Source organism: Kribbella sp. NPDC050281, from assembly GCF_040655855.1.
Lineage (GTDB): Bacteria > Actinomycetota > Actinomycetes > Propionibacteriales > Kribbellaceae > Kribbella.
Map to the genome: position 1 here is coordinate 21,291 of NZ_JBFAKS010000014.1, position 12,244 is coordinate 33,534.

The following is a 12,244-nucleotide window of genomic DNA, read 5'->3' on the forward strand; positions in this document are numbered from 1 at the left end:
GACGGCCACGGAAACCGGCAGCCACGTCCGGTCTCCGGCGGGTAGTCTCGCGGCATGTCCGACTTGAACCCCTCCGCAGACAACACCGCCGCGAAGCCCCCGGTCGCCGCCCGGAAGCCGATCGAACGCAGTCATCACGGCGATGTGTTCGTCGACGACTACGAGTGGTTGCGGGACAAGACCGACGACGAGGTGCTGGACCACCTGCGCGCCGAGAACAGCTACACCGAGGCCCGCACGGCCCACCTCGAATCGTTGCGTGAGGCAATCTTCAAGGAGATCTCGGACCGCACCCTGCAGACCGACCTGAGCGTGCCGGCCCGGCGCGGCGGGTACTGGTACTACGCCCGCACGATCGAGGGCAAGCAGTACGGCATCCACTGCCGGGTGAAGGTGGACGGCGACCAGCCTCCGGCCACCGACGGCGAGATCGCCGGCGAAGAGGTGATGCTGGACGGCAACGAGGTGGCCGGCGACTCGGAGTTCTTCTCCCTCGGCACCGTCGACGTCTCCCCCGACGGCCGGCTGCTCGCATACTCCGTCGACCTCAAGGGCGACGAGCGGTTCACCCTGCGGATCAAGGACCTCGCCACCGGCGAGCTGCTGCCGGACGAGCTGCCCGAGGTGCACTACGGCTCGGCCTGGTCCGCGGACGGGTCGACGATCTTCTACACCAAGGTCGACGACGCCTGGCGGCCGTACCAGGTCTGGCGGCACACCCTCGGCGCGACCGAGGACGTGCTGGTCAAGGAGGAGCCGGACGAGCGGTTCTGGGTCGGCGTCGACCTGACCCGCAACGAGCAGGCGATCCAGATCGTGCTCGGCAGCAAGATCACCAGCGAGGTCTGGCTGCTCGACGCCAACGACCCCACCGGTGAGCCGATCGTCGTCGTACCCCGCCGTAACGGCGTCGAGTACGACGTCGAGCATGCAGGAGACCAACTACTGATCACGCACAACGCGGACGCGGTGAACTTCTCCCTCGCGACCGCGCCCCTGGACTCCCCCGGCACCTGGACCACGCTGATCGAGGGCGACGAGTCGAGCCGGCTCCTCGGCGTCGACGCGTTCGCCGACCACGTCATCCTGCACCGCCGTCGTGACGCCCTCACCGAGCTCGCGATCATGCGCCGTTCCGAAGGAAGTTTCGGGGAGCCCGAGGTGCTGGAGTTCGAGGAGCCGATCCACACCGTGTCCCCCGGCCGCAACGACGAGTGGCACGAGACCCGCTACCGGTTCGGCTACGCGTCTCTCGTCACGCCGGGGTCGACGTACGACGTGGACGTGGCGACCGGTGAGCGCCGGCTGCTCAAGCGACAGCCCGTGCTCGGCGGGGTCGACCTCGGCGCGTACACGCAGTACCGCGAGTGGGCGACGGCGAGCGACGGGACGAAGGTGCCGATCTCGCTGGTCGCACGCAAGGACGTCGCGAAGGACGGCAACGCGCCGGTCGTGCTGTACGGCTACGGCTCCTACGAGAGCTCGATGGACCCGTGGTTCTCGATCCCGCGGCTGTCGCTGCTGGACCGCGGCGTCGTGTTCGCGATCGCCCACGTGCGCGGCGGCGGCGAGCTCGGCCGGCACTGGTACGACGACGGCAAGATGCTCGCCAAGCGGAACACGTTCACCGACTTCATCGCCGCGGCCGAGCACCTGGTGAAGGAGGGCTGGACCCGGCCGGAGCGGATCGTGGCGCAGGGCGGCAGCGCCGGCGGCCTGCTGATGGGCGCGGTGGCGAACCTGGCGCCGGAGGCGTTCGGCGGAATCGTCGCCGAGGTGCCGTTCGTGGACGCGCTGACCACGATCCTGGATCCGTCGCTGCCGTTGACGGTGATCGAGTGGGAGGAATGGGGTAATCCGCTCGAAGACGCAGACGTGTACGAGTACATGAAGTCCTACTCGCCGTACGAAAACGTCACCGCCCAGCGGTATCCGCGGATCCTTGCGATCACCAGCCTGAACGACACCCGGGTGTTCTTCGTCGAACCCGCGAAGTGGGTGGCCAAACTCCGCGCGATCGCGGACGCCGACGTACTGCTGAAAACCGAAATGGACGCCGGCCACGGCGGCCGCAGCGGACGGTACGACGCATGGCACGAGATGGCCTTCAGCCTGGCCTGGGAACTCGACACCCTCGGTCTGGCCTGATCCCTCGTTTCGGGCGGGAACACGGCGGGTACCGGCGGCGTTGCTGCTGGTTGGAGAGGTTGGAGGCAAGGTTCCCCCGGCACCACGCACGGCGTGTGTTGTGCACCACACAAGACACCGGAGGCGGTGGTGATTCTGGACAGATTCTCAGGTTTCTTCCGCGGGGTGCCGCCAGGCACCGGAGGCGAATTCCCGCGCAAAGCAAAGGGAATTCGGACGCCCGGACGCAAAGGCGGCCGGGAAGCGGACACGAGCGGCTCCTGGACATCGGTTTCCAGGGCGCGATCGTGCCAGGAACTCTCAGGGAACCTTCAGGGTGTTTACACACTCGTCGTGGAATCTTGAACCTCACTCGAGCGTTGCTCTCCATGTAACGACGAAGGGAGTTTCGGTGGCTCGCATGGCTCGTGTCCGCTCGGCGGACGACGGTATCGACGGCAAGGACAGCGTCGGTCTCTATCTCGAGGAGATCGCGCGGACACCTTTGCTGACGGCTGAGGAAGAGGTCGAGCTCGCTGAGACGGTCGAGGCAGGACTCCTGGCGGAGCAACTGCTGGCCGAGGGGCGGGTTGGACGCAAGAAGGGCGGAGCGCCCAAATATGCCACGGAGGAAGAGCTGGAGTGGCTGGTCGAAGAGGGCCAGCGCGCGCAGCAGCGGTTCGTGACCGCGAACCTCCGCCTGGTGGTGTCGATCGCACGCCGGTACGGACGATCCCAGATGCCGCTGCTGGACCTGGTCCAGGAGGGCAACACGGGTCTGATCCGGGCGGTGGAGAAGTTCGACTACCGGAAGGGATTCAAGTTCTCGACGTACGCGACCTGGTGGGTGCGGCAGGCCATCACCCGCGGTATCGCGCAGCAGGCCCGGGTGGTCCGGCTGCCGGTGCACGTGGTGGAGCAGCTGAACCAGATCGGGTCGGCCCGGCGGACGCTGGAGCGCAAGCTCGGACGTGAGCCGGAGATGGACGAGATCGCGGCGGAGCTGGACCTGGACGTGGAGCGGGTCACCGAGTTGATCCGGATCGGCCGGGACCACATCAGCCTGGACAACCCGATCGACGACGAGGGCGAGACCTCGCTGGGCGACCTGATCGCGGCCGAGACCGCACCGGGTCCGGACCAGCTGGTCGCCGACGCGTCGGACCGCTCGGGCCTGTTCAGCCTGGTCGACCAGCTCGACCCGAGGTCGGCCGACGTGATCCGGCGGCGGTACGGCCTGCACGACGGCCGGCAGGCCAAACTCGCCGACATCGGCGCCGTGCACGGCATCTCCGCCGAGCGCGTCCGCCAGATCGAGCGCGAGGCCCTTGGCCGGCTCCGCCTGCTGGCAGACCCGACCCTCGCCGCGTAACCCCCACCCCGAAACCCCTCGAAGGACCCCCAGCCACACCGGCTGGGGGTCCTTCACTTCTCAGCCCACCTGGATCCACGACTCCACCGGCCTCCCACTCCCGCAAGTGCGGTGAAGACTCGATGTCCGGCCAATAGCCGTAGCGCGTCGAACACATGACGTGACCGGTCAGGCGACGGCCTTGTTCCAGGTGTCGATGAGCGCGGGGAGCTCGGACAGCCGCTGGACGGTCGCGTCCGGCTCGCCCTCGGTGTGGCCGATCTGCTCCACCGGGATCGCGCTGTGCGGGATGTGCGCCGCCCGCATCCCGACGTTCTGCGCGCCCCATACGTCGTCGAACAGCCGGTCGCCCACGAACAGGCACCGCGACGGCTCCGACTCCCCCACCGCCCGCATGGCCGACAGGAACGCCTCTGGATGCGGCTTCGTGTACGGGATCTCGCTGGTGTAGACCGCCCCGTCCAGCAGCTCCAGTACGCCGTCCCGCTCGAAGATCTCCTCGTGGCGGCTACGCGACCAGATCGTGTTCGACAGCACCCCGACCTTGAGCCCGCGGGCCCGGAGATCGCGCAGAGTGTCGATCGCGTCGGCCTCGAGCTCGGTGTGCGGGTGCCACTGCCGCTCGTACTCGACCTGGGCCGCCGGGGTCATCGCCACGTCGGCCAGCAGGCAGACCTCCTCGAGCGTGCTGCTCAGGTGCTGGTCGCGCGACCGGGCCCAGACCGAGGCCTCCGCCTCGAACAGCCGGGCCGCGAGCTCGTCCGCCCGGGCCTCGTCGATCACCGCCGCCACCGTCCGCCAGACGGCGTACAGATCGATGGTGTGCCAGGTCGCCAGTGTGCCGCCCCAGTCGAACAGGACGGCCTCGATCCTCGTGTTCGTCACGCGCCTACCCTGGCAGACGGCCCGGACAATTCTCGCCCGGTTTTCTCAGCTCACCCGGGCGATCCGGTTCCGCTTCGACAACCACACCACGGCGGCTGCGTAGAACGCGAGGCACGGGATGTCCAGCGCCAGCAGCGTCCACGGGGCGCCGCCCTGCTGGTCCCAGCCGTCCAGCTGTCCAGTTGCTGCAGGCAACAAAAACGCGAACAGGTTGTTCATCGCGTGCAGCGCGATGCCGGCTTCCAGCCCACCGGTCCGCACCGTCAGCCACGCGATGGTGACCGCGAACAGGAAGATGTCCGCCATCGCCCACCCGGTGTACCCGTGGGCCGACACGAACGCGAGGCTGCTGATCACGATGCCCGGCCAGGGCGTGCGGAACAGCACCCGGAGCCAGCGCGCGCGCCCCTCCGGCCGGTCCGGGCCGTAGGCGCCGACCGCCTGCAGCAGCCAGCCGCGGAACACGAACTCCTCGGCCGCGGACTGGAACGGCACCAGCAGCAGGATCACCACCGCGGGCACGATGAACGCACTGAAGCCGACCCACGAGCCGTCATCGGTCGCCGTCGCGTCACTGCTCGGGAAGATCGCGTCGGCGACGATACCCAGCCCGTAGGACAGCGCCAGGTAGCCGAGGCCGGGCAGGCAGCACATCAGCAGCCAGCGCCAGCGGATCCGGTTCAGGACGGACGCCACGCTCCAGGCCGGCCGACGCTGGACAAGCCAGGCGGTCAGCACGACGAACGGCGTGAGGACTGCGAGCATGACCAGCGTGACGGCCAGGTTCTCGGTGTCGCTCGGGAAGATGTCATTGCCCTGCGGCTGGACGAACTCGCCTGCGATCAGCGTGTGGACGATCTCCCAGCCGACGAGTACCGCCGCGGTGAGGAAGAAGGCGCCGGAGGCGAGGAACAGTGTCCCGACGATCGGCCGCCACCATCTGTACTTCGGCGTCCGCCCGAGCCGGTGGTACGGCGTACCCGCGGGAGCCGGGATGATGCGCGGCTCGCGGTAGGCGTACTGGCCCGGGTACGGCGGCGGTGCGCCGTACTGCTGCTGTTGGTGCAGCCCGGGCCACTGCGGCTGGTACGGGCCAGGCTGCTGGTAGGGGCCAGGCTGCTGGTACGGGCCGGGCTGTTGGTAGGGACCCGGTTGGGGGTAGGGCGGGGGCGGCGGGTACTGACCGGGCTGCGAGGATGGGCCAGGTTGGTACGGCGGGACCCACGGGTTCGGTTGGTTGCCGGGGGGCGGCGAGTCCTGTGGGCGCGGTTCGCCCGATTGCGGGTCCATGAATGGACTCTAGAAGATCGGGCCAAGGAGCTGGAGGAGAACACAGTGGTGACTGATCCGACCCTTGGTGCAGCAGCCACGACGCGGGCCTTGCCGCAGTCGGTGCTGATGCCGTTGACCGGTTCGGCGATCTTCCTCGTGGTCCGGATCGAGCCGGGAGGCGAGGAGACCACCCGGGATCTGCTCGAGCGGGTCAGCGGTCTGATCCGGTCCGTCGGCTTCCGGGTACCAGCCGGGAATCTGTCGTGCGTCACCAGCATCGGTTCGGACGTCTGGGACCGGCTCTTCAGCGGGCCGCGGCCTGCCCACCTGCACCCGTTCATCGAACTCGACGGCGCCAAGCATCGGGCCGTCTCCACTCCCGGCGACCTGCTCTTCCACATCCGCGCCGCGCACCTGGACCAGTGCTTCGAGCTGGCCGGTCAGATCATGAAGGCACTCGACGGCGCTGCCACCGTCGTCGACGAGGTCCACGGCTTCAAGTACTTCGAGATGCGCGACCTGCTGGGCTTCGTCGACGGCACCGAGAACCCGGCCGGTTCAGAGGCGGAGGACGCCGTACTGATCGGGGCCGAGGATCCCGACTTCGCCGGCGGCAGCTATGTGATCGTGCAGAAGTACCTGCACGATCTGAAGGCCTGGAACGCACTGAGCGTCGAGCAGCAAGAGCTGGCGATCGGCCGGACCAAGCTCGACGACATCGAGCTGTCCGACGATGACAAACCGAGCAACGCGCACATCGCGCTGAACGTCATCGAGGACGAGGACGGGAACGAGCTGCAGATCCTGCGCGACAACATGCCGTTCGGGACGATCGGGATGCAGGAGTTCGGCACCTACTTCATCGGCTACGCCAAGACCCCGTCGGTCACCGAGCTGATGTTGCGGCGGATGTTCATCGGCGAGCCCGAGGGCAACTACGACCGCATCCTCGACTTCTCCACCGCGGTCACCGGATCGCTGTTCTTCACCCCGACCGCCGAGTTCCTCGACGATCTCCCGCCCGCGCCCTGACCCTCGGAATTCGGGTGCGCCGGACTGTCGGTGGGATGGGTGAGACTGGGGTCATGTTGCTCACCGAGGTGGTCGAGACCTCGACCGCGCTGACCGGGACGCGGTCGCGGCTGAAGAAGGCGGAATTCATCGCCGGGCTGCTGTCGCGGGCGACCGAGCCGGCGGAGACCGAGATCGTGGTGACGTACCTGTCCGGTGAGCTGCGCCAGCGACGGACGGGCGTCGGGTGGCGGACGTTGATGGACGCGCCGACGCCTGCCGAGAGCCCGTCGCTGACGGTCGAGGAGGTCGACCGCGCGTTCGCCGAGCTGGCCGAGATGTCCGGGGCCGGTTCACAGGCCCGCCGACGGGAGGCGATCGACGCGTTGTTCGGCCGTGCGACCGAGGACGAGCAGCGGTTCCTGCGGCTGCTGGTCGGCGGTGAGTTGCGGCAGGGCGCACTGGACGGCGTGATGGCCGATGCGGTCGCCCGAGCGACCGGGATCCCGCTGGAGAAGATTCGGGCGGCGACGATGTTGCGTGGCGCGGCCGCGCCGGTTGCGGTGGCCGTACTGACCGAGGGCGAGGCGGGGCTGGCGCAGTTCGGGCTGGAGGTCGGGCGCGGCGTGCAGCCGATGCTCGCCCAGTCCGCGACGAGTGTCGCGGAAGCTCTGACCAAGACCGGTACGCCGGCCGCCCTCGAGTGGAAGCTGGACGGGATCCGGATCCAGGCGCATCGCGACGGCGACAACGTGGTGGTCTACACCCGCACGCTCGACGACATCACCAAGCGGGTGCCCGAGGTCGTCAGCGCCGTACTCGCGCTCGACGCGCAGCAGGTCGTGCTCGACGGTGAGCTGATCGCTCTGCGGCGGGACGGTCGGCCGGAGGCCTTCCAGGTCACCGGGTCGCGGACGGCGACCCGGGCGGCGACCGGGCCGGAGTCGGTCCCGTTGACGCCGTACTTCTTCGACATCCTGCATCAGGACGGGCAGGACCTGATCGGTCTCGACGGCGCCGCGCGGCACGAGTGGCTGAGCAAGCTGATCCCCGAGCAACAACGGATCCCGCGGCTGGTGACCGACGACGCGGACGCCGGGCAGGCGTTCTTCCTCGACGCGGTGAAGCGCGGCCACGAGGGCGTGATGGTGAAGTCCCTGACCGTTCCCTATGAGGCGGGTCGGCGCGGATCCGGTTGGGTCAAGGTCAAGCAGACCCACACGCTCGACCTGCTCGTGCTCGCGGCCGAGTGGGGCCACGGGCGTCGTACTGGCTGGCTGTCGAACCTGCATCTGGGTGCGCGGGACGAGGCGACCGGCGAGTTCGTCATGCTCGGCAAGACGTTCAAGGGCCTCACCGACGAGCTGCTGCGGTGGCAGACCGAGCGATTCCAGGAGCTCGAGGAGCGCCGCGACGAGTACACCGTCTACCTCCGGCCGGAGGTGGTGGTGGAGATCGCCTTCGACGGCGTTCAGACCTCGCCGCGCTACCCCGCGGGCATGGCGCTGCGGTTCGCCCGGGTACTGCGCTATCGGGACGACAAGAGACCTGATCAGGTTGATACCGTCCAGACGGTGCGAGCCATACACGAAGGTCTCGAAGCCGACGCGAAGCGGGAAGGTGGCGCGGATGTCTGAGCCACAGGAGGATCCGGACGTCGTGTCGCGCCGGATCGCCCACGAGTCGCTGTCCCAGGACGATCCGACCGGCTGGTTCGATCGGCTCTACTCCGCTGCCGAGGACGGCGCCGCCGTCGTCCCGTGGGACCGGGGTACGGCGCACCCGATGCTGGCCGAGTGGGTCGACGAGTCCCACCCCGACGGGACCGGGAAGACGGCGCTGATCGTGGGAGCCGGCACCGGATGGGACGCGGAGCTCATCGCGGACCTGGGGTACGAGACCACCGCGTTCGACATCTCCCCCACAGCTGTCCAAGCCGCGCACCGCAACCATCCCGGCTCCAAGGCGCAGTACGTCACCGCCGACCTGCTGGCCCCGCCGGCCGTGTGGCACCGCGCCTTCGACCTGGTCGTCGAGATCTACACCGTGCAGGCGCTGCCGATCGATCTCCAGCCTGCCGCGATCAAACAGGTCGGCGAGCAGGTGGCTCCCGACGGGACCCTGCTCGTCATCGCAGCCTCTCGACCGGACGACGTTCCGGACTCCGCGGTCGACGGTCCGCCATGGCCGCTGACCCGGTCGGCTATCCAGTCGTTCGCGACGCCGGACCTGCGGCTGATTCAACTCGACCAGTCTCCGAGTCCGGCCGATCCCACGATCCTTCGCTGGCGGGCGGAGTACCTCCGCGACTAGCCAGGACCGCGCCGCGGACGTAGAGGGAGCAGCTCACACCCATCAGGATCGCGGCGACGGTGAAGAGTGCCTCGGCCGAGGTGTGGTCGAGCGCCGGTCCGGCCGCGGCGCTACCGACAGCACCTCCGCTCATGATGATCGTCGCGGCGGCGGTGAGCGCGTTGCCGCGATGGCGTTCGCCCAGTCGCGGGATCATCACCGCAGATGACGGGCCGTTCGTCAGGCCGTTGGCGATGCCGAGTGCCGCGATCAGGGCGACCGCACCCCACAGCGGTACGGCGAGGATCAGGCCCACGAACGTCAACGCCTGCAGGAACTTCCCGGCCAGCGCCAGCCGAACAGACCGGACGCGGGAGGCCAACCCCATCGCGGCGAAGCTTCCGACGACAGCGCCGCCGCCGAAGGCTCCGGTGAGTACACCGGCTGCCGCGGCGGTCGCGTCGTACCGATGAACCGTGAGGATCGGGATCGCCACGAACAGCGCCTGATACGCGGCCTCGCTGAACGTGCTGGCCGAGATCCAGGAACTCACCAGCCGGTCGCGCCGGAGTTCGCGCAGCCCGTCGAGAAGCCGCGGCCGAGCGGCCGTCACCTGCCGAGTCTCCCGTGGTACGGCGAGCCGCAGGATCGCGATCACCACGATCAGGGTCGCGATCGTCACGAGCAGCGTCGGCGCCGCTCCCATCGCGGCCACAAGTACGCCGGCGATCGGCGGACCGAGCAGCAATGAGGTGCGGTTCGCACCCTGAAGAATGCTGGTCGCCCGCGCCAGCAGACTCTCCCGGTCGCCGACCAGCTTGGACAGAAGCTCCTGCTGGCTTCCCATGTACGGCGTCCGCAGCGACCCGAGGAGGAAGACGAGCGCGGCCAACGCCCACAACGGCAGGGCAGCTGCCTCGGCGAGCGTCACGATGGCGGCCACCAACGCCACGCTGACCACGTCGGATCCGATCATCCAGCGGCGCGCCCCGACCCGCTCGACCAGCCCACCGAGCGGGATCCCGAGCACGATCGCCGGCGCCAGCCCCGCGGTCATCACGACACCGACGTCCGTCGCGCTGCCGCCGTTGGTCAGCACCAGCCACGGAATCGCCATCGCCTGCACGGCCAGCGCGAACGACGATGCGATCTCGGCGACGAGTAACGGCCGGAGACCACGCTGCGCACTCAGGGTGTCCACTCAGCTAAAATAAAGCGCGCGCTCGGTTTTGTAAACTAGGCCCATGCCGCGCGTTTCGGACACCCACAAGGCCGCTCGACGGACCCTTATCCTCGACGCCGCCCGCACCTGCTTCGCCCGGAAGGGCTACCAACTGACGACCATCCGCGAACTCGAGACCGAGTCCGGGCTGTCGAGCGGGGCGATCTTCAACTACTACCCCACCAAGCTCGACATCTTCATCGCTCTCGCCGAGGAGGACTCCGCCCACGGCGCGCAGCGGTGGCGCGAAGGCGGTCTGCGTGCGGTCGTCGACGACTACGCGCAGACCGGACTCCGGTACACCGCGAGCTATCTCGAGATCGGGCGGCAACTGCTGACGGATCCGGACTTCCGCCGGCGCTGGGAGCAGCGGGGACAGGTTGTCGTGGAGGCGGTCCGCGACCGGCTGCAGACCCTGCGGGACGTAGGATCCGTGCGTACCGATGTCCCGCTGGACCACCTGGTGACGTATTCGCTCATCACGCTCGACGGCACGCTGCTCCAACTTCGTCTGAGCACTCCCCTCGAGCAGGTCCACGGCGCGGTCGACCTGTACGAGCAGACTCTGCGACCCCCACAGGAGGCGACTCGCTAGATGACTTCTTCCGCCTGGTCACCGGTCGAACGGCTTGATGCGGCACAGATCGCCGCCGAGTTGGAGGAACAGACCGGCGTTCCGCTGGTTGTCGAGGGGCTTGGCTCCGGCGGCAACGTCGGTGCCGCTGTCGTGCGGTGGCAGGACGGGCATCGCTCGATCCTGAAGTGGCGCCCGGGCGTGCGACTGCCGGACCTCGAAGCCGGCCCGCTGGCAGTCACCGAGGCGGCACGAGTGGCGGGCGTGCCGGCGCCGCGCACGGAGCTCGCCGTCCAGCTCGGTACGGCGATCGCCACCGTCCAAGAACTGTTGCCCGGAGCACCTATCAGGCGACTCGACGACCACGGGCTGACGCAGGCGCTGGACTTCAACTCGCTGCACGCCGGGCTGCTCCGGGATCGATCGGATGTGCCGGCGCAGGACCTGTTCCTGGACCACGATGGACCGGGCTTCTGCTTGCACGGTCCGCTGCGCGCGCACAACCGTCGTACCGCACGGATCGAGGACTGGGTACGGGAGGTCGGAGCGGCGTACCCACCGCTGCTGGAGGGGGTCGACGCGGTTCACTTCGACTATCACCCGGGCAACCTCCTCGCCGTCGACGGAACCGTCACCGGGATCATCGATTGGGATGGCGCTGCGCGTGGCGACCGTCGATTCGACCTGGTCACATTGCGGTTCGGCGTACATTCCGAGCCGCCGCTCGGACGGGTGACTCCGCGCCTCGACGCCATCCTCGACGCGCTGCCGGCCGACGTACTCCGCCCGCTGTGGGCCGTGATGAGTCTCCGGATGGTCGACTGGGCGATCCGCCACTACACGCCCGCGGCGGTCGAGCACTGGGCAGATCTCGCTGAGCAGCGGATCGACTAGCGGACCAGCCGACTGAGCTGCTGGTCCGCGGGGCTGTCATTAGTCGGTTGAGGATGGACCATCGTGCTGGTTGAGTGCTCGCCATGGATACCCGCACCGCACGGCTGAGTCTGCATCCGATCGATGAGCTGGAGGCGCGGCGTATTCGCGATCGTGCGCCCGACACCGACGACACCTGGGCGGCCGACTACCCGTTCGACGGAGACCTGGCCGCCATCGGCGGCTTCCTGCGCGCTACCGAGCAGAACGGTGACCAGCGTCCGTTCGGCTACTACCAGATCAGGCGTCAGTCCGACGGGCTGGCTGTTGGTGGCATCGGCTTCAAAGGGCGCCCCGACGGTGACGTCGTCGAGGTCGGCTACGGACTGGCGCCGTCCGCGCGAGGAAACGGCTACGCGACGGAAGCACTCGTGACCGTCATGCAGATCGCCGCCGCGCATGGCGTGACGACCATCCGCGCAGACACCGATCTCGGCAACGTCGCGTCACAGCGGACCCTCGCAAAGGCAGGCTTCGCCCAGGTCGGAGCCGACTCCGAGCTGTACTACTTCGAGGCCCGGATCGCACGGTAGCCGGCTCGCTCACCGCGTCGGAT

At 68.6% G+C, this 12,244-nt stretch carries 11 protein-coding genes; 8 read left to right on the plus strand and 3 right to left on the minus strand.

Annotation, left to right across the window (positions count from 1 at the left end; translation table 11 throughout):
- Positions 1 to 54: 54 nt before the first annotated feature.
- Positions 55 to 2,148 carry a S9 family peptidase gene (locus tag AB0I34_RS17025; protein WP_360445946.1) on the plus strand — a complete coding sequence of 698 codons (2,094 nt, stop codon included), beginning with the start codon at positions 55 to 57 and terminating at the stop codon, positions 2,146 to 2,148.
- 391 nt (positions 2,149 to 2,539) lie between these two features.
- Entirely contained in the window at positions 2,540 to 3,499 is a 960-nt protein-coding gene (locus AB0I34_RS17030; protein WP_360445948.1) for a sigma-70 family RNA polymerase sigma factor, read from the plus strand.
- Positions 3,500 to 3,667: 168 nt separating this feature from the next.
- Here the strand turns inward: AB0I34_RS17030 and AB0I34_RS17035 are convergent, their stop codons facing one another.
- Positions 3,668 to 4,384 carry an HAD family hydrolase gene (locus AB0I34_RS17035; RefSeq protein ID WP_360445950.1) on the minus strand — a complete coding sequence of 239 codons (717 nt, stop codon included), beginning with the start codon at positions 4,382 to 4,384 and terminating at the stop codon, positions 3,668 to 3,670.
- Between the two features lie 45 nt (positions 4,385 to 4,429).
- Positions 4,430 to 5,674 carry a CPBP family glutamic-type intramembrane protease gene (locus tag AB0I34_RS17040; protein ID WP_360445952.1) on the minus strand — a complete coding sequence of 415 codons (1,245 nt, stop codon included), beginning with the start codon at positions 5,672 to 5,674 and terminating at the stop codon, positions 4,430 to 4,432.
- Positions 5,675 to 5,722: 48 nt separating this feature from the next.
- On the opposite strand from AB0I34_RS17040, the gene AB0I34_RS17045 reads away from it, so the two are divergent.
- Genes AB0I34_RS17045 through AB0I34_RS17055 form a run of 3 tightly spaced genes read left to right on the plus strand, consistent with a single transcriptional unit; the run spans position 5,723 to position 8,980 of the window.
- Complete coding sequence (locus AB0I34_RS17045; RefSeq protein ID WP_360445954.1) at positions 5,723 to 6,688, plus strand: Dyp-type peroxidase; 966 nt, start codon at positions 5,723 to 5,725, stop codon at positions 6,686 to 6,688.
- A gap of 35 nt (positions 6,689 to 6,723) precedes the next feature.
- The gene (locus tag AB0I34_RS17050) at positions 6,724 to 8,304 is read left to right on the plus strand and encodes an ATP-dependent DNA ligase (protein WP_360445956.1); all 1,581 of its coding nucleotides are present in this window, start codon (positions 6,724 to 6,726) and stop codon (positions 8,302 to 8,304) included.
- Positions 8,297 to 8,980, plus strand: a complete 684-nt coding sequence (locus AB0I34_RS17055) for a class I SAM-dependent methyltransferase (protein WP_360445958.1) — start codon at positions 8,297 to 8,299, stop codon at positions 8,978 to 8,980. The genes AB0I34_RS17050 and AB0I34_RS17055 overlap by 8 nt, the downstream gene beginning before the upstream one ends.
- On the opposite strand, the gene AB0I34_RS17060 is transcribed toward AB0I34_RS17055, so the two are convergent.
- Positions 8,871 to 10,160, minus strand: coding sequence for an MFS transporter (locus AB0I34_RS17060; RefSeq protein ID WP_360445960.1), 1,290 nt, complete (start codon positions 10,158 to 10,160; stop codon positions 8,871 to 8,873). The genes AB0I34_RS17055 and AB0I34_RS17060 overlap by 110 nt on opposite strands.
- Positions 10,161 to 10,203: 43 nt before the next feature.
- Here AB0I34_RS17060 and AB0I34_RS17065 point away from each other — a divergent pair, with 43 nt between their 5' ends.
- The 3 genes from AB0I34_RS17065 (at position 10,204) to AB0I34_RS17075 (ending at position 12,221) form a co-directional block, all read left to right on the plus strand.
- Positions 10,204 to 10,776 (plus strand): helix-turn-helix domain-containing protein, encoded by a 573-nt coding sequence (locus tag AB0I34_RS17065; RefSeq protein ID WP_360445962.1) that lies wholly within the window; start codon positions 10,204 to 10,206, stop codon positions 10,774 to 10,776.
- A complete protein-coding gene (locus tag AB0I34_RS17070) occupies positions 10,777 to 11,649 on the plus strand; it encodes a phosphotransferase (protein WP_360445964.1) in 873 nt (290 codons plus the stop codon).
- A gap of 83 nt (positions 11,650 to 11,732) precedes the next feature.
- Entirely contained in the window at positions 11,733 to 12,221 is a 489-nt protein-coding gene (locus AB0I34_RS17075) for a GNAT family N-acetyltransferase (protein ID WP_360445966.1), read from the plus strand.
- Positions 12,222 to 12,244: the final 23 nt, after the last annotated feature.

Coding starts and splice junctions, on each gene's coding strand:
- AB0I34_RS17070 (WP_360445964.1), top strand. CDS start 10,777: ATGACTTCTTCCGCCTGGTCACCGGTCGAACGGCTTGATGCGGCACAG.
- AB0I34_RS17075 (WP_360445966.1), top strand. CDS start 11,733: ATGGATACCCGCACCGCACGGCTGAGTCTGCATCCGATCGATGAGCTG.
- AB0I34_RS17055 (WP_360445958.1), top strand. CDS start 8,297: ATGTCTGAGCCACAGGAGGATCCGGACGTCGTGTCGCGCCGGATCGCC.
- AB0I34_RS17040 (WP_360445952.1), bottom strand. CDS start 5,674: ATGGACCCGCAATCGGGCGAACCGCGCCCACAGGACTCGCCGCCCCCC.
- AB0I34_RS17050 (WP_360445956.1), top strand. CDS start 6,724: ATGGGTGAGACTGGGGTCATGTTGCTCACCGAGGTGGTCGAGACCTCG.
- AB0I34_RS17065 (WP_360445962.1), top strand. CDS start 10,204: ATGCCGCGCGTTTCGGACACCCACAAGGCCGCTCGACGGACCCTTATC.
- AB0I34_RS17025 (WP_360445946.1), top strand. CDS start 55: ATGTCCGACTTGAACCCCTCCGCAGACAACACCGCCGCGAAGCCCCCG.